Annotated in this window: 15 protein-coding genes; 6 read left to right on the top strand and 9 right to left on the bottom strand. The window is 73.0% G+C overall.

Annotated elements, in window-relative coordinates:
* Positions 1-198 precede the first annotated feature (198 nt).
* Positions 199-2,568 carry a SpoIIE family protein phosphatase gene (locus BMZ82_RS01880; RefSeq protein WP_093770859.1) on the top strand — a complete coding sequence of 790 codons (2,370 nt, stop codon included), beginning with the start codon at positions 199-201 and terminating at the stop codon, positions 2,566-2,568.
* A 127-nt stretch (positions 2,569-2,695) separates the two neighbouring features.
* Positions 2,696-3,952 (top strand): SLC13 family permease, encoded by a 1,257-nt coding sequence (locus tag BMZ82_RS01875; protein ID WP_093771133.1) that lies wholly within the window; start codon positions 2,696-2,698, stop codon positions 3,950-3,952.
* 9 nt (positions 3,953-3,961) lie between these two features.
* Here the strand turns inward: BMZ82_RS01875 and BMZ82_RS01870 are convergent, their stop codons facing one another.
* From BMZ82_RS01870 to BMZ82_RS01850, 5 genes are all read right to left on the bottom strand, one after another.
* Complete coding sequence (locus tag BMZ82_RS01870) at positions 3,962-5,956, bottom strand: RICIN domain-containing protein (RefSeq protein ID WP_093770857.1); 1,995 nt, start codon at positions 5,954-5,956, stop codon at positions 3,962-3,964.
* Positions 5,957-6,341: 385 nt separating this feature from the next.
* Positions 6,342-7,310, bottom strand: coding sequence for an aldo/keto reductase (locus BMZ82_RS01865; RefSeq protein ID WP_093770855.1), 969 nt, complete (start codon positions 7,308-7,310; stop codon positions 6,342-6,344).
* 90 nt (positions 7,311-7,400) lie between these two features.
* A complete protein-coding gene (locus tag BMZ82_RS01860; RefSeq protein WP_093770853.1) occupies positions 7,401-7,916 on the bottom strand; it encodes a flavoprotein in 516 nt (171 codons plus the stop codon).
* 107 nt (positions 7,917-8,023) lie between these two features.
* A complete protein-coding gene (locus BMZ82_RS01855; protein WP_093770851.1) occupies positions 8,024-8,224 on the bottom strand; it encodes a ferredoxin in 201 nt (66 codons plus the stop codon).
* Between the two features lie 11 nt (positions 8,225-8,235).
* Positions 8,236-9,471 carry a cytochrome P450 gene (locus BMZ82_RS01850; protein ID WP_093770849.1) on the bottom strand — a complete coding sequence of 412 codons (1,236 nt, stop codon included), beginning with the start codon at positions 9,469-9,471 and terminating at the stop codon, positions 8,236-8,238.
* A gap of 348 nt (positions 9,472-9,819) precedes the next feature.
* Here BMZ82_RS01850 and BMZ82_RS01845 point away from each other — a divergent pair, with 348 nt between their 5' ends.
* Both BMZ82_RS01845 and BMZ82_RS01840 read left to right on the top strand, forming a co-directional pair.
* On the top strand, positions 9,820-10,443 hold the full coding sequence (locus tag BMZ82_RS01845; RefSeq protein ID WP_093770847.1) for a LysE family transporter: 624 nt from the start codon (positions 9,820-9,822) through the stop codon (positions 10,441-10,443).
* 185 nt (positions 10,444-10,628) lie between these two features.
* Positions 10,629-11,078, top strand: coding sequence for a nitroreductase family deazaflavin-dependent oxidoreductase (locus tag BMZ82_RS01840; protein ID WP_093770845.1), 450 nt, complete (start codon positions 10,629-10,631; stop codon positions 11,076-11,078).
* A gap of 157 nt (positions 11,079-11,235) precedes the next feature.
* On the opposite strand, the gene BMZ82_RS01835 is transcribed toward BMZ82_RS01840, so the two are convergent.
* Positions 11,236-11,628, bottom strand: a complete 393-nt coding sequence (locus tag BMZ82_RS01835) for a VOC family protein (protein WP_093770843.1) — start codon at positions 11,626-11,628, stop codon at positions 11,236-11,238.
* Positions 11,629-11,700: 72 nt separating this feature from the next.
* Positions 11,701-12,165 carry a pyridoxamine 5'-phosphate oxidase gene (locus BMZ82_RS01830; protein WP_093770841.1) on the bottom strand — a complete coding sequence of 155 codons (465 nt, stop codon included), beginning with the start codon at positions 12,163-12,165 and terminating at the stop codon, positions 11,701-11,703.
* A gap of 89 nt (positions 12,166-12,254) precedes the next feature.
* On the opposite strand from BMZ82_RS01830, the gene BMZ82_RS01825 reads away from it, so the two are divergent.
* On the top strand, positions 12,255-12,617 hold the full coding sequence (locus BMZ82_RS01825; RefSeq protein WP_093770839.1) for a DUF1304 domain-containing protein: 363 nt from the start codon (positions 12,255-12,257) through the stop codon (positions 12,615-12,617).
* Positions 12,614-13,186 carry a TetR/AcrR family transcriptional regulator gene (locus tag BMZ82_RS01820; RefSeq protein ID WP_093770837.1) on the top strand — a complete coding sequence of 191 codons (573 nt, stop codon included), beginning with the start codon at positions 12,614-12,616 and terminating at the stop codon, positions 13,184-13,186. Before BMZ82_RS01825 ends, BMZ82_RS01820 begins: the two co-directional genes overlap by 4 nt.
* Positions 13,187-13,260: 74 nt before the next feature.
* On the opposite strand, the gene BMZ82_RS01815 is transcribed toward BMZ82_RS01820, so the two are convergent.
* On the bottom strand, positions 13,261-14,367 hold the full coding sequence (locus BMZ82_RS01815) for an NAD(P)-dependent alcohol dehydrogenase (RefSeq protein ID WP_093770835.1): 1,107 nt from the start codon (positions 14,365-14,367) through the stop codon (positions 13,261-13,263).
* Positions 14,368-14,423: 56 nt separating this feature from the next.
* Positions 14,424-15,878 (bottom strand): aldehyde dehydrogenase family protein, encoded by a 1,455-nt coding sequence (locus tag BMZ82_RS01810; RefSeq protein ID WP_093770833.1) that lies wholly within the window; start codon positions 15,876-15,878, stop codon positions 14,424-14,426.
* Positions 15,879-15,895: the final 17 nt, after the last annotated feature.

The raw sequence follows: 15,895 nt of genomic DNA, 5'->3' as shown, positions 1-15,895 counted from the left end.
CCTCCCCTCGGCCCTCCCGCCCCGCGGGCGCTCCGTACCCCGGCGGGCGACTTAGGCCGGTTTTACCCCTTGACCCCGGCGCGACAACGCTGTCGTCTCGGCCCATGGGGGTTCCCGTCCGCGCGCGAGCCGGACGGACTAGGCTGGCACGGAAGTGACGCGTCCGTTCACTGTGAGTGCCCGCGATGGAGTGCCGAGATGAGCCCGGAGTACCCGTTCGACGAGGCCGCGACAGCCCGCGCTGTGGTCGACGACACCGGCACGCTCATCGAGTGGAACGACGGCGCCCGCACCCTGCTCGGCTGGTCCCCGGCCGACGTCGTCGGCCGGCCCGCCACCGACCTGCTCGCCGTCGCGGCACCCGTCCCCGCCGGCCCCCGCTGGGACGGAACGGTCACTTTGCGCCACCGAGACGGCCGTCCGGTACGGCTGTGGCTGCTCGCCCACCACACTCCGCCGGGCAGCGGAAGGCCCGGGCACTGGCTCGTCGTCGCCCCGCTGGCCGACGGCGACCGCGGCACCCCCGACGACGCGCTCGCCACGGCGGCGCTGGTCCAGTCGCCGTGTGCCGTCGCGGTCTACGACGAACGCCTGCGGCTGCGCCGCGTCAACGAGGCGATGGGTGACGTGATCGGGCTGCCCGAGGAGCGGATCCAGGGGTTGCGGATCTCCGAGATCGGCGGCGGGCCGCAGAGCACGGACCTCGAACAGCACATGCTGCGTGTGCTCACCACCGGCCGGCCGCACGACGTGCAGATGTACGCGCAGACCGGCGGCGAGACCCGGGCGCACGCCTGGCTGGCCCGTCTGGCGCCGGTCACCGACGCCGCCGGCCGGGTGCGGGGCGTGTGCCTGGCTGCGCACGACTTCACCGACAACTACCTCGCCCGCCAGCGGCTCCAGTTGGTCAACGAGGCGAGCGTGCGTATCGGCACCACCCTCGACGTCGGCCGCACCGCCCAGGAGCTGGCGGAGGTCTGCGTGCCCGCGCTCGCCGACTTCGTCAGCGTCGACCTGCTCGACCCGCAGGACGCCGGGGACCTGCCGAGCCGGTTCGTCCCGCCGCTGAGCCTGCGGCGCGCCGCGCACCACTCGGTCAACCCGGGCAACCCGGAGGCGGTGGCCAAGCCCGGGGAGGCGCAGAACTACCCGGCAGGGTCGCCGCAGGCCGACTCGCTGGTCGCGGGGCACACCATCGTCGGCTCGGTGCGGGAAGGCGGGCTGGACGCGTGGCTCACCTGGGACCCGGCACGCCGCGCGCGGGTGCGGGAGATCGGCATCCACTCCACGATGTCCGTGCCGATCCGGGCGCGGGGCGTGACGCTCGGCGTCGCCGTCCTCACCCGGTTCCGCCGCCCCGACCCGTTCGCCCCGGACGACGTGCTGCTGGCCGAGGAGATCACCGCCCGGGCCGCCGTCTGCATCGACAACGCCCGCCGGTTCTCCCGCGAGCGCGAGACCGCCCTCGCCCTGCAGCGCAGCCTGCTCCCGCGCACCCTGCCGCGCACCGCCGCCGTCGACGCCGCCTCCCGCTATCTGCCGGCCGCCCGCGCCGGGGTGGGCGGCGACTGGTTCGACGTGATCCCGCTGTCCGGGATGCGGGTCGCCATGGTGGTGGGGGACGTGGTCGGGCACGGCGTGCAGGCCTCGGCCACCATGGGCCGGCTGCGCACCGCCGTGCGCACCCTCGCCGACATCGACCTCGCCCCCGACGAGCTGCTCACCCACCTCGACGACCTGGTCGTCCGGCTGTCCGAGGAGGCCGGCGGCGAGGGCAGCCCGGGCGAGGTCGGGGCGACCTGCCTGTACGCGGTGTACGACCCGGTGTCGCGGCGCTGCACGCTGGCGCGGGCCGGGCATCCCCAGCCCGTGCTGCTGCGGCCGGGCGGCACGCCCCGCCGGGTGGAGCTGCCGGCCGGGCCGCCGCTGGGCGTGGGCGGGCTGCCGTTCGAGTCGGCCGAGCTGGAGCTCGCCGAGGGCAGTGTGCTCGCCTTCTACACCGACGGCCTGATCGAGTCCCGCGAGCGGGACGCGGACGCCGCCCACCGGCTGCTGAACCGGGCCCTGGCGGCGCACGCGGACTCCCTGGACGAGGCCTGCGACGGCATCCTGCACGCCCTGCTGCCGCCCGGCGGCGCCGCCGACGACGTGGCCCTGCTGCTCGCCCGCACCCGGGGCCTGCCCGCCTCCCAGGTGGCGACCTGGCACATCCCCGCCGATCCGTCGCTGGTGGCGCCGATCCGCAAGCAGGTGGTGCGGCAGCTCGCCGACTGGGAGCTGAGCGACGCGTCGTTCACGACCGAGCTGGTGGTGAGCGAGTTGGTCACCAACGCCATCCGGTACGGCTCCCACCCGATCCGGCTGCGGCTGATCCACGACGCGACGACGCTGATCTGCGAGGTGTCCGACAACAGCCACACCGCCCCGCACCTGCGCCGGGCGAAGACCTGGGACGAGGGCGGCCGCGGCCTGCTGCTGGTCGCCCAGCTCACCCAGCGCTGGGGCAGCAGGCACACCCCCGACGGCAAGACGATCTGGGCGGAGCTGAACCTGTTCGACGGGGAGTGAGCCGGGCCGCCGGGGCGGGGCCGCCCGGCGGGGGTCTTACCCACGCGTGTTTACATGGGTCTCCTTGCCTTGCCTCCCCCCTCCCTCCTCGGCTTCCCCCGCTTTCCCCCGCTCCCGGAGATCCCCCCTGAACGCCCCGCTCGCCGAAACGCTGTCCGTCGCCCTGCTCGTCGCCGCTCTCACCTGGGCCGTGCTGCGTCCCGCCGGGCGGTCGGAGGCGGTGGTCGCCGTTCCGGCGGCGGCCGTGGCGGTCGTCCTCGGGGCGGTCTCGCCGCAGCACGCGCTGGCGGAGGCCGAGCGGCTCGGGCCGGTCGTCGGCTTCCTCGCGGCGGTGCTGGTGCTGGCCCACCTGTGCGACGTGGAGGGACTGTTCACGGCGTGCGGGGCGTGGATGGCGCGCCGTGCCGCGGGCCGCCCCCGGCGGCTGCTGGTCGCCGTGTTCGTGCTGGCCTCGGTGGTCACGGCGGTGCTCAGTCTGGACGCGACCGTGGTGCTGCTGACGCCGGTGGTGTTCGCCACCGCGGCCCGGATGGGGGTGCGTTCCAAGCCGCACGTCTACGCGTGCGCGCACCTGTCGAACACGGCCTCGCTGCTGCTGCCGGTGTCCAACCTCACCAACCTGCTGGCGTTCACGGCGAGCGGGCTGAGCTTCACGCGGTTCGCCGCGCTGATGGCGCTGCCCTGGGTGGTCGCGATCGGCGCCGAGTACCTGGTGTTCCGGCGTTTCTTCGCCGCCGACCTGCCGACCGCCGAAGCCACCCCCGACGACGGTCCGGCTCCCGAGCTTCCGCTGTTCGCGCTGGTCACCGTCGGCTGCACGCTCGCCGGGTTCGTGGTGGCCTCCGCGGTCGGCGTCGAACCGGCGTGGGCCGCCTTCGCGGGCGCGCTGGTCATGGCCGTGCGGTCGCTGGTGCGGCGGCGGGTGACGCCGGTGGCCGTGGTGCGGGCCGCCGCGCCGGGGTTCCTGGCGTTCGTGCTGGCGCTCGGGATCGTGGTGCGCGCGGTGGTCGACAACGGGCTCGCCGGCGCGCTGCGGCACGTCCTGCCCGACGGCTCGGGCCTGCTCGCGCTGCTGGCCGTCGCGGCGCTGGCCGCCGTCCTGTCGAACCTGATCAACAACCTGCCCGCGGTGCTGGTCCTGGTGCCGCTGGCCGCCCCGGCCGGGACCGGGGCGGTGCTCGCGGTGCTGCTCGGGGTGAACATCGGCCCGAACCTGACGTACGCCGGATCGCTGGCGACGCTGCTGTGGCGGCGCGTGGTGCAGGCGCGCGAGGAGCGGGTCGAGGTCGGGGAGTTCACCCGCCTCGGCCTGCTCTCGGTGCCGGCCGCGCTGATCCCGGCGGTCGTGGCCCTGTGGGCCTCGCTGCTGGTGATCGGCGTCTGACCGGCCGGGTCAGGGCTGCGCTGCCGCGTAGCCGGTGCCGTATCCGTAGCCGTACGTCCCGCCGTACCCGTACCCGTAGCCGGGCGGGACGGTCGGCTGGCTGGTCGGCGAGCAGTAGTAATAGTAGTAGTACGAGCAGGACGTGCTGTTCGGCGTGGGGAAGGCCTGCGGCTTGGTCGTCGGGGTCGCGGACGGCTTCGGCTTGGGCTTGGACGCGGACGCCGAGGGCTTGGCGGTCTTCGGTGTGACAGCGGCCGGTGCCCGCTTGGTCGAGGGGGTGGCGTCGGCGCCCCAGTTGACGAACTGCATCTGCGCGTCGGGCTTCGAGGTGTCGATCACCCAGCGCTGCGCGGCGCTGTCCACCCGGTTCTTCAGGACGAGGGCGCCCGACCCGTCGGTGGCGGCGGGCGCCAGCGCGAGGTTCTGGTCCGAGCGCGGGACGAGCGTGCCCTGGAGCGTGAAGTCGTACCGGACGTTCTTGGGGTCGGGCTGGGAAGCGCCCGCGCAGGGCGCCAGCCGGACCGAGAAGCCAAGGCCGGAGTCGAGGCACAGATCGGCGTTGGCGGCGCTGCGCAGCAGCCCGTCCGGCGCGTACGACCACTGTTGGCCGACCGCGGCGGAGCAGGCGGCGAGTTCGGTCTCGGCGCCGCTGACGGGCTTGGTGCCGACGACGGCGATGCACAGCCCGGAGGCGGCGTTGTGCAGCCGGCCGCGCAGGATGCCCTGGGTGTCCTCGCCCGCGCCGATCACGGACGAGTCGGAGGTCGCCGTGTCCGTCCCGGGGACCGGGTTGTTCGCCGAGTCGCCGCTCGCGGTCGTGCCGGTTCCGTCGCCGGAGCCGATGGCGGCCCACACCACGAGCGGCAGGACGACCAGCCCGCTCACGGTCAGGACAGCGGCGGTGAGATTGCGGCGGCGGGCGGCCCGGCGGGCCGCCTTCTGGACCGAACGACGCGATCCGGGGCGGTCGGCGCCCGGCCCGGAGCCGGGGCGGGAGGGCGCGTCGGCCCGCGCTCCGATCCGGGAGAACGCTCCTGCCCGCAGTCCGGCGAGCGGGGCGTGGCCGGTCCCGCCGGTGCCGGGCACCGCGGTGGCGGGGTGCCCGTCGGCGAAGGCCTCGCCCGTGTAGGCCGGGAACTGCTGGGTGGCCCGCTCTGCGCTGTCGTCGCCGGCCACCCTGACCTCGACGTAGGCCGCGGCGGCCCAGCCGAGGATGCCCTCGGCCAGGGCTGCGCCGAGGAATCCCTCGAACTGCCGCAACTGGTCGGCGGTGTGGGCGCAGTGCCGGCACCGCTCCAGGTGGCGGCGCAGGTCGGGGTCGAGGTCGACGCCGCCGCGGCGGCAGGTGGCGTCCAGCAGCCGGTGGTAGCGGTGGCACTCGTCGTCGGGGGCGAGTTCGCGGTGTACCTGGAGGCACTCCTCGCGCAGCCGCTCGCGGGCCCGGCGCAGTTCGACGCGGGCGCCTTCCTCGTCCAGGCCCAGCAGCCCGGCCGGGACGGCCAGCGGTTCGGCCTCGACCTCGGTGTGCCACAGCAGGCAGCGGGCGGACTCGGGCAGTCGCTGGAACGCCCGGGACAGCATGCGCTGGTGCACGGGCGGCAGCAGCAGGGCGGCCGCCCGGTCGGCGTCCGCGCCCTCGGGGCGCAGTGCGGGATGCAGCAGGTCGCGGCGGCCGTCGGTGTCCCACTCGGCGGCGACGCGGCGCACGGTGACGAGCAGATGGGGGCGCCACGCGGCCGTCGGCCCGTTCTGCCGCAGGGTCTCGCCGAACAGCCGGGTGAAGGCGGCCGTGGTGAGCATGCCGGCCGCGCGCTCACCGTCGGTGCACAGCCGTGCGTAGGCGAACGCGGCCTCCCAGTGCCGGTCCAGCAGCTCGCCGACGGGGTGCAGCGCGGGGGACGCCCCCGTCCACTTCTTCAGCTCCGAGCTGAGCTGTTCGTCCGTCGCGTCGAAGCGGCGCGCCGAAGGGGAATTCGACAGGCCTGCGTCATTCACGGTCTGCATTCCTTCCGGGGACGTGCGGCATATATTCCATACCATCTGGTATGTGACCCCGCCCACGAAGCGGGGTCCACCAGCACGGGGTTCGGCGCCTCCGACAACTTCGGTGGGTGCCTCGCGCGCACGAAGGGGAACATTTTGCCCGTGCGCCGACAAGCACACCTTCGCACAGCCGGACCAGGAGGAACAAGAGATCCAGCGGTTTCGTGCATTGCGTGCGCGCCGAATAGTTTTTGACGAAACGTCAAACCGGGATCGCCCTGGGGACCGGTCACGGTATGGGTGTCCTTTTGAGGTGCTTTTCGGGGCGGTAATCGCCCCCGCATTCCGCCTCGCCCGCGAACGCCCGCTCTCTCGCCCGCGAACGCCCGCGTCCCGTGTGGGCGGTTCAGTGACCGGAGATCGGGTGAGGAGCGTAGGGGCGTTCCAGTTCCGCCAGTTCCTTGTCGGTCAGCTCCAGTTCGGTCGCCGCCACCGCGTCCGTGATGTGGTGGGGCTTGGCGGCTCCGATGATCGGGGCGGTCACCGTGGGCTGGTGCAGGAGCCAGGCGAGGGCCACCTGCGCGCGGGGGACGCCCCGGTCGGCCGCGATGCGGGTGACCGCCTCGACGACGGTGCGGTCGCCCTCCGCGTAGAGGGAGCCGCCGAACTCGTCCGTGGCGCTGCGGTCGGTGTCGGTGCCCCAGTCGCGGGTGAGCCGGCCGCGGGCCAGCGGGCTCCACGGCAGGACGCCGACGCCCTGGTCCGCGCACAGGGGCAGCATCTCGCGCTCCTCCTCTCGGTAGAGGAGGTTGTAGTGGTTCTGCATGGAGACGAACTTCGTCCAGCCGTGCCGCTCGGCGGTGTGCTGCATCTTGGCGAACTGCCAGGCGTACATCGAACTCGCCCCGAGGTAGCGGACCTTGCCGGCCTTCACCAGGTCGTGCAGCGCCTCCATGGTCTCCTCGACCGGGGTGTTCTGGTCGAAACGGTGGATCTGGTACAGGTCGACGTGGTCGGTGCCGAGGCGGCCGAGGCTGCGGTCGATCTCGGACAGGATCGCCTTGCGGGACAGCCCGCCGCCGTTGGGCCCGGGCCGCATCTGGCCGCACACCTTGGTCGCGAGGACGATCTCGTCCCGGCGGGCGAAGTCGCCCAGCGCCCTGCCGACGATCTCCTCGCTGGTGCCGTCCGAGTAGACGTTCGCGGTGTCCAGGAAGTTGACGCCCGCCTCCAGCGCCTGCCGGATGAGCGGACGCGACGCCTCCTCGTCGAGCGTCCACGCGTGCGCGCCCCGGTCGGGGATCCCGTAGGTCATGCAGCCCAGGCTGATCCGTGACACGTCCAGACCCGTCGAACCGAGCTTCACGTACTGCATCGTTGCCGCTCCTGACAATCGGTGTAGAAGACACGAGTGGAACGGACCGGGAGCCTGAGGTCAAGCGGGTTCACGGCGTCGGCGCACCGGTCACCCGAGCAGGTCCAGCGCCCGTTCCCAGCCGAACTCCGCGCCCTCCCCGCCATCGTGGGGCGATCCGAGGCGGACGCCCATCCCGCGCAGCCGTATCAGGCTGTCCTGGTAGGCGGGGTGGCCCGCGAGGGTCGCGCTCACGCAGGGCAGGACCGCGACGGGGACGCCGAGGCCCGCGACCTCGCACAGGGTGCCCACGGCGAGGGTGTCGGCGATCCCGGCCGCCCACTTGTTGACGGTGTTGAAGGTGGCCGGGGCGACGACGACCGCGTCGGGCTGCGGAAACGGCCGCGGCTCGCCGGGCCGCCGCCACCCAAAGCGGATCGGGCGTCCGGTCTGCGCCTCGACGGCCGCGGTGTCGAAGAAGCCGTTCATGGCGAGGGGCGTCGCGATGACGCCGACCTGCCACCCCCGCTCCTGCGCGGCGGCGATCAGCTCGCCGACGCCCGCGGCGATGCCGGCGGCGCAGACGACGACGTAGAGAAAGGGCGGCTGTTCGTCCTGTTCGGTCACCGGGGAACCCTACTCAACCTGCCACGGCGGCCGGGCGCGCCGCCCCTGGGGCGGGGCGCGGGGCGGCGCGGCGGCCGGCCGGCTGAGAAGTGTCCCTGGGGCGGGGGTCAACCCGCCGTTTCGGACACCTTGATGGCGCCCACGGGGCAGGCCCGCGCGGCCTCCCGGATCATCGGGTCGCCGCCGCCGTCCTCCCGGCCGGGCAGGAGGGCGCTGAAGCCGTCGTCGTCCTGGGTGAAGACGCTCGGGGCGGCCAGGGCGCACTGGCCGGCGCCGATGCAGACGTGGGTGTCGATGTCGATGTGCATGGCGGAGCCTCTTACCAGGTCACGGGGAGGTCCAGCATCCCCTGGATGGTGTCGCCGGGCTTGAAGCGGACCTCGTCGGCCGGGATGGCGAGGCGCAGGCCGGGAAGCCGTTCGAGGAGCGAGCCGAGGGCGATCTCCAGTTCCGCGCGGGCCAGGTTCTGGCCGAGGCACTGGTGGACGCCGAAGCCGAACGCCACGTGGTGGCGGGCGGAGCGGTGCCAGTCGAGGGTGTTGGGGGCCGGGTAGACGCTCTCGTCGCGGTTGATGACCGAGGTCGCGAAGACGACGCCCTCGCCGGCCCGGATCGTCGTCCCGGCCACCTCGATGTCCTCGGTGGCCTGCCGCAGCATCCCGTCCGCGATGGACAGCATCCGCATCAGTTCCTCGACGGCCGTCGGCAACAGCGAGGGGTCGGCGCGCAGTTCGGCCAGCCGCTCGGGGTGCCGGAGCAGGGTGTAGGTGCCGAGGGAGATCATGTTGGCGGTCGTCTCGTGGCCCGCGACGAGCAGGATCGTGGCCAGGGCGATCGCCTCCTCCCGGTCCACCGTGCCCTCGCGCACCTGTACGTCGGCCAGCGCGTCGAGGACACCGTCGCCGGACGGGTCGACCAGCTTGCGGTCGATCAACGCGCCGAGATAGCTGTCGAGTCGGTCGCGCGCGTCACGGATGTCCGCCGGTTCGCGGCTGCGCAGCAGGCGTCGGGACTGCTCCTCGAAGAACTCGTGGTCGGCGTACGGGACGCCGAGCAGTTCGCAGATCACCGTGGACGGCACGGGCAGCGCGAAGGCGCTCACGAGTTCGGCGGGCGGTCCCTGCGCGAGCATCGCGTCGATCCGCTCGTCGACGATCCGCTGGATCGCCGGGCGCATGGCGGTGGCGCGTTTGAGGGTGAAGTTCGCGACCAACAGGCGGCGCTGGGCGTGGTGTTCGGGGTCGTCGACATTGAGCAGCGCGGCCCGGCGGTCCAGCAGGGCCTTGATGCGGGGCGTGGTCGCCGGGTAGCCGGGGCGGGTGCGGTCGGTCGACAGGCGGGGGTCGGAGAGCAGCGAGCGGGCCGCGTCGTGCCCGGTGACCAGCCAGGCGGTGCTGCCGTCGTAGAGGGTGGCGCGGGCCAGCGGACGGGAGTCGCGCACGGGGTCGTAGGCGGTGGGCGGGTGGTAGGGGCAGGTGCGGTCCTGCGGGAAGGCGACGGAGGCCGGTCCGTGCGCGGCGTCCGCCCCGCCCGCCGGCTCTGTCAGCCCTGTCATCTCTGCCGTGCCGGTTGTGTCAGTCATGCATGACCTCACAGACGAAGAGTACGTCGCGCCGATCTTCATTAGATGCCCTGGGCATCTATATGGCGACGCACAGTTCGGCCAGATCGACGATTCAGGCGATCCGGCCGGAATCATTCGCTCCGACGCACTAGTCCGAGGTCGCCGACGGACGCGGGCGGACAACGAGGAAAACCGGTTGCCGACGGCGGCTCGCCACCCGCAGGATCCGGCCATGTCCACACACGATGCCCACCTGCCGCTGCCGTCCGCCGTCGCCCTTGTGGCGCGGGTCCGGCAGCAGCAGCCCGGCCGACGCCGGAGGCCCGATCCCGCGCGACCGTGACGGCCGCGCTCGTCGCGGGCCTGGTCGCGGGTTACGGCATCGCCGTGCCCGTCGGCGCGGTCGCGACCTACCTCGTCTCCCTCACCGCCCGCACCTCCCTGCGCACCGGTGTGTGCGCCGCGCTCGGCGTCGCCACCGCGGACGGGCTCTACGCCCTGCTCGCCGCGGTCGGCGGCGCGGCCGTCGCCGCCGCGCTGCGGCCGGTGCTGACGCCGCTGCGCTGGGCCTCGGCCCTGGTCCTGCTGGCGCTGGCGGCCCGGGGCGCGGCGACGGCGATCCGCCTGCACCGCGCCCACCGGCCCACCGCCCGCTCCGCGCCGCCCCCGCCGAGCCCGGCCCGGGCCTACCTGAGCCTGCTCGGCATCACCCTCCTCAACCCGACGACCATGGTCTACTTCGCCGCACTGGTCCTCGGCACCGGCGCCGCCGATTCCGAACGACCCCTGGAACAAGGCGTGTTCGTGACGGCCGCCTTCGCCGCGTCCGCGAGCTGGCAGGTGTTCCTCGCCGGGGGCGGTGCGCTGCTGGGCCGGGTGCTGACCGGTCGCCGGGGGCGGCTGGTGACGGCGCTCGTGTCGAGCGGCGTGATGACGGTGCTGGCCGGACGGATGGTCAGGTAGGCGCACGAGGTGTGCCGCGGCATGGATGAAATACGCGGGCACCGGTGTTGAAGCGGAATGCGAGCCGGACGTCGTACGCGCCACGCACGAGCCGACCAGCGCACGGGCGGACGATCCGGCGACGCGAAGACATGTCGACACGACGCGTCACGACGCAACACGACAAGGAAGAGGGGACGGTTGTCATGCCTTTGGAAGGCGAGTACGAACCCAGCCCGACGCAGTGGGTGCGCGAACAGGTGGAGCGGTACGAGAGCTCCGGCGGCACCGAGGCGACGACGCTGATGGACACGGGACTGCCGGTCATCCTGCTGACGACCCGGGGCGCGAAGAGCGGGAAGATCCGCAAGACGCCGCTCATGCGGGTCGAACACGAGGGCCGGTACGCCCTGGTCGCCTCCCTGGGCGGGGCCCCGAAGCATCCCGTCTGGTACCACAACGTTCTCGCCGATCCTCAGGTGGAGCTCCAGGACGGGCCGCGGAAGCAGGACATGACGGCCCGGGAGGTCACCGGCGCGGAGAAGGCCGAGTGGTGGGAGCGCGCCGTCGCCGCGTTCCCGACGTACGCCGATTACCAGAAGAAGACGGACCGGGAGATACCGGTGTTCGTCGTGGAGCCGGACGCCGGCGCCTGAGCGGACGGGATCCCTCCGAGGATCTCGTAGAAATATCTGCCACGGGCGCGCATGAACCCATCCGCACCGGGCACTCGAAGGTCAGGCCCCGCCGCGCTCCCCCGTCGCGGCGGGGCTCTCTCGCGCCTCCCACCGCATCGCGCCTCGCCCCTCCGCCTCAGCCCTGTTTCGGTGCCGTGGAGGGTTCGCGGCGCAGGGTGAAGGAGTGGCCGGACGGGTCGGCGTAACCCCGCTCCTCCTGGGGACCGGGGGCGCCCTTGGTCTCCAGGGGACGGCCGCCCAGCCCCACGACCCGGCGTTCCACCTCGTCGAGGTCGTCGACGAGGAAGTCCAGGTGGGCCTGGAGCGCGTTCTCGGGGCGCGGCCAGCTCGGCGGGGTCGCGTTCACGTCACGCCGGAAGGCCAGCCGGGTGCCGTCGGCGCCCCGGATCTCCACCCGGTTGGCGCTGATGTCGGTCTCCTCGGCGTCCAGCAGCCCCTTGTAGAACTCGGCGAGTTTCTCGGGCTCGGCACAGTCGAGCACCACGACGCCTGCCTTCACCAATGCCATGTCGTCTTCTCCTCCGCGAGGTCCGGCCGGGGCGGGTGCGTCCCGGCCCCGGACCTTGCGGATACCCCGGATTCAGTCGGCCACCAGCCACCGACCGTCGCGCATCAGCTCCCGCCCCCGGAGTTCGTCGGCCTCGCGCCAGGCCTGGATGCGGCCCGGCAGGACGCGGAAGTACAGGTAGGGCGCGGCCAGTTCGCGTGGGTCGAAGCCGGTCTTGCCCGCGAAGATCTCGGCGTCCTCCTCCGGCAGGTCGGCGGGCGGCACGGCCATGACCGTCCCCTCGATCATCACGACGTCCCGGGTCGGCCCGACACCGACCCGCACGACACCGGTGGCCAGCAGGTTGCGGCCGGTGGGACTGGTGGCGGGGGTGGCCAGGAGCAGGGTCGCGCCGTCCCACACGAAGGAGAGCGGAACCAGGAACGGCACCGGACTGTCCTCGGTGGCCGTGGCGACCCACGCGTCGATGTCGTGCTCCAGCCGATGGAGGGTGTCGATCTTGCGCTGCTTCACGGTACGTGCCGGTACTGGCGTCATACCTCCAGTGTGGCCCGGAGGCGGCGACTGGACTTCCTGGACAGGTGTCCTGCTATGGTGGACACCTGTCCAAGAAGTTGAGGGAGACCATGGAAATCCTGGCGAACATACTGGTCGTGCTCGTGGCCGCGCTGCATGTCTACATCCTGGTGATGGAGATGTTCCTGTGGCAGAAGAAGCAGGGCATGGCGTTCCACGGCATGGACGCGGAGATGGCCAAGCGGACCGCCGCGATGGCCGGCAACCAGGGGCTCTACAACGGCTTCCTCGCGGCGGGCCTGGTGTGGGGGCTGATCGCGGCCGACCCGACCGGGTTCCGGGCGCAGGTGTTCTTCCTGTCCTGCGTGATCGTCGCGGGCGTGTACGGCGCGGCCACGGCGAACCGTCGGATCCTGTTCGCGCAGGCCCTGCCCGGCGCGCTCGCCCTGGCCGCCGTCCTGATCGCGCAGTGACCCGCGGCGAGCCCGAGGACCCGCGGGCGGCCCGCACCCGGGCGAAGCTGCGTGCCGCGCTGCTCCAGGAGTGCGCGGAGCGGCCGCTGGAGGAGGTCGGCGTCGCCGCGCTGGTGCGGCGCGCCGGCGTCGGCCGGGCCACCTTCTACGTGCACTACCCCGACCTGGAGGCGCTCGCCGTCGACGCCTGCGCGGACGTCGTCCGGGAGGCCGTGGAGGCACTGCACGCCTGGCAGGGGCAGCCGGGGCGGCCGGACCCGGTACGGGCGCCGGCCGCGCTGGCGGAGTTCTTCGGCTCGCTGACCCCGCACACCGCCCTGTACCGCGCCCTGCTCACACCGGGCGGCGGCGGCCCGCTGGGCCGGGTGCTGCACCGGGACCTGCGGGCCTACAGCCTGCGCGAGCGGCAGCGGGCGGGAGCGGCGGACGCACCCCTGATCGCCTCCGCCGTCGCGGCCACCTTCGGCGGGGTGCTGGCGGACTGGCTGCACGGCGATCTCGACGGCACACCCGGCGAGATCGCCGACCAGGTATGGCAGTTACTCGTCGTCCTGCACGCGAGCCGCTGAGCCGGGCCGGGCCTGGCACGGGTGACCGTACCGCCGGGGAGCAGGCCCCGGCGGTACGGCCGGTTGACGGGTCGTCAGAAAGTGAGCACGGGCTTGATGGTCTTGCCCGCCTTCATGTCCCGCACCGCCAGGTCGATGTCCTCGAACGCGTAGGTGCCGATCAGGCGGTCCAGCGGGAGCCGCCCTTCCTTGACGAGCTTGACGAGCGCCGGGATGAAACTCTGCGTCTCGGCGTCGCCGAGGGTGAGGCCGACGACCCGCTTGCCACCGAGCAACCCGTTGACGTCCAGGGCGACTTCGCTACCGAAGGGCGGTGCGCCCACGACCACGAGGGTGCCGCGGGCGGCGAGCGCGTCGACGCCCTGGCGCAGGACGGCCGTGCTGCCCGTGGTCTCCACGATGCCGTCGGCGCCCTGCCCGCCGGTGATCAGCGCGATGGCGTCACCGAGGGCGGTCTCACTGGCGTCGACGGTGTGGGTAGCGCCCAACTCCTTGGCCAGTTCGAGGCGTTCGGCGACCCGGTCGACGGCGATGATCGTGGTGGCCGGGCTGAGCGCGGCCGCCATGACCGCCGACAGGCCGACGGCACCGGCGCCCAGGACGACGATCGTGCTGCCGGTCTCCGGCTTCAGCACGTTCCACACGGCGCCGACACCGGTCTGGACTCCGCAGCCCAGCGGGGCGATCGACGTCAGCGGTACGTCCGGGTCGACCTTGACGAGGCTGCGCTCGTCGACCAACGCCCGCTCGGCGAAGGACGACTGGCCGAAGAAGTGACCGCCGAGGTCCTCGCCGTCCCGGCTGATGGTGCTGCTGCCGTCGGCACGCCGGCCGCCGAGCAGGTTCAGCGGCAGCCAGGTCGCACAGTAGGCGGGGTGGCCGCCCTGGCAGTTGCGGCAGTCGCCGCACGAGGTGAAGGACAGCACGACGTGATCGCCGGGCGCGACCCCGGTGACGGCCGAACCGACCGCCTCCACGACGCCCGCGCCCTCGTGGCCGAGGACTCCGGGCAGCGGGAACGGCAGTCCGCCGCTCGCCACACCGAGGTCGGTGTGACAGACCCCGGCCGCCACCAGACGGACCAGCGCCTCGTGCGGCGCGGGGTCGTCGAGGACGACGTCGGAGAGGGTGAAAGGCGCTCCGCCGGACTCGACGACGGCGGCGCGTGTGGTGGTGGACATCGGTTGAACTCCCTTGGTTCCTACGGGCATTGCCACATACTTACGGGCCGACGTGCTCAGTCGAGCGAGACGACGACGGACTTGACCCTGGTGTACGAGTGGAGCGCCTCGGGGCCGTACTCGCGGCCGAACCCGGAGTCCTTGACGCCGCCGAAGGGGACCGAGGGGTCGAGCATCGCCCAGTCGTTGACCCAGACGATGCCGGCCTGGAGGCGGTCGGCGACGCGGTGGGCGCGGGCCAGGTTGCCGGTCTGGACACCCGAAGCCAGGCCGTACGGCGTCGAGTTGGCCAGGGCCACGGCCTCGTCCTCGGTGTCGAAGGGCTGCACCGTGAGGACCGGGCCGAAGATCTCCTCCTGGACGACCCGGGAGTCGTTGTCGAGGTCGGCGATGACGGTGGGCTTGTAATAGTAGCCGCCGTCGAGGTCGAGGCGCTCACCGCCGCAGACGATGCGGGCGCCCTCCTTGCGGGCGAGGTCAACGTACTCCTCGACCTTGCGCAGGTGCTTCTCCCCCGCCATCGGGCCGATGACGGTCTCCACCGCGCGCGGGTCGCCGATCGGCACGCCGGGGACGGCGTCGGCGAGGATGTTCAGCAGGGTGCTGTAGACCGGGCGGGCCACCAGCAGGCGCGGGCCGCCCATGCAGAACTGGCCCGAGTTGAAGACGAAGCCCTTGATGACCGCGCCGACGGCCTTCTCCAGGTCGGCGTCCTCGAACACGATGTGCGCCGCGTTGCCGCCGAGCTCCATGGTGACCGGCTTCAGGTTCTCGCCCGCGATGCTCGCCGCGTGCCGGCCGATCGCGGTGGAGCCGGTGAAGGCGATCTTGTCGATGCCCGGGTGGCGCAGCAGCGCCTCGCCGACCACCGGACCGGCGCCGGTGACGACGTTCACGACGCCGTCGGGGACACCGGCGCGCTGGAACAGTCCCGCCATGTACAGGGCGCTGAGCGGGGTCTCGTCGGCGGGCTTGTGGACGACCGTGTTGCCGGCCGCGAGGGCCGGGGCGATCTTCGAACCGGCGAGGATCAGCGGGAAGTTGAACGGGGTGATCGCGGCGACCACACCCACCGGGCCGCGCTTGGTGTAGGCGAGGGCGTTCATGGGCGTGTCGCGGTTCGCGCCCTCCAGCGTGAAGGCGAGGGAGGCGAAGTACTCGTAGTCGTTGGCCGAGTTGGTGACGTCGACCGCGTGGGCCAGCGTGATCGGCTTGCCGACGTCGAGGCTCTCCAGCCGGGCGATCTCGTCGGCCTCGGCGCGGATCAGCTCCGCCACCCGCAGCAGGATCCGGCCGCGCTCCCGGCCGCTGAGGCCGGACCACTGTCCGGAGTCGAAGGCCTCCCGCGCGGCCCGCACGGCCGCGTCCACGTCGGCGGCGCCCGCCTCCGCGACGGTGGTGACGACCGTGCCCCGGGACGGGTCGACCACCTCGGTCCGCGCTCCGTCCGCGGCCTCGCGCCACTGTCCCCCGATGAACAGTCGACCGGGGTCGATCTCGAACGTGGTCATCACCACTCCTCAGCATC

Origin of the sequence: Streptomyces sp. yr375 (assembly GCF_900110755.1) — a bacterium.
Lineage (GTDB): Bacteria > Actinomycetota > Actinomycetes > Streptomycetales > Streptomycetaceae > Streptomyces.
This window is presented reverse-complemented; position numbering and strand designations above follow the sequence as displayed.

Coding starts and splice junctions, on each gene's coding strand:
- BMZ82_RS01870 (WP_093770857.1), bottom strand. CDS start 5,956: ATGCAGACCGTGAATGACGCAGGCCTGTCGAATTCCCCTTCGGCGCGC.
- BMZ82_RS01840 (WP_093770845.1), top strand. CDS start 10,629: ATGCCTTTGGAAGGCGAGTACGAACCCAGCCCGACGCAGTGGGTGCGC.
- BMZ82_RS01830 (WP_093770841.1), bottom strand. CDS start 12,165: ATGACGCCAGTACCGGCACGTACCGTGAAGCAGCGCAAGATCGACACC.
- BMZ82_RS01835 (WP_093770843.1), bottom strand. CDS start 11,628: ATGGCATTGGTGAAGGCAGGCGTCGTGGTGCTCGACTGTGCCGAGCCC.
- BMZ82_RS01825 (WP_093770839.1), top strand. CDS start 12,255: ATGGAAATCCTGGCGAACATACTGGTCGTGCTCGTGGCCGCGCTGCAT.
- BMZ82_RS01855 (WP_093770851.1), bottom strand. CDS start 8,224: ATGCACATCGACATCGACACCCACGTCTGCATCGGCGCCGGCCAGTGC.
- BMZ82_RS01815 (WP_093770835.1), bottom strand. CDS start 14,367: ATGTCCACCACCACACGCGCCGCCGTCGTCGAGTCCGGCGGAGCGCCT.
- BMZ82_RS01865 (WP_093770855.1), bottom strand. CDS start 7,310: ATGCAGTACGTGAAGCTCGGTTCGACGGGTCTGGACGTGTCACGGATC.
- BMZ82_RS01880 (WP_093770859.1), top strand. CDS start 199: ATGAGCCCGGAGTACCCGTTCGACGAGGCCGCGACAGCCCGCGCTGTG.
- BMZ82_RS01810 (WP_093770833.1), bottom strand. CDS start 15,878: ATGACCACGTTCGAGATCGACCCCGGTCGACTGTTCATCGGGGGACAG.
- BMZ82_RS01850 (WP_093770849.1), bottom strand. CDS start 9,471: ATGACAGGGCTGACAGAGCCGGCGGGCGGGGCGGACGCCGCGCACGGA.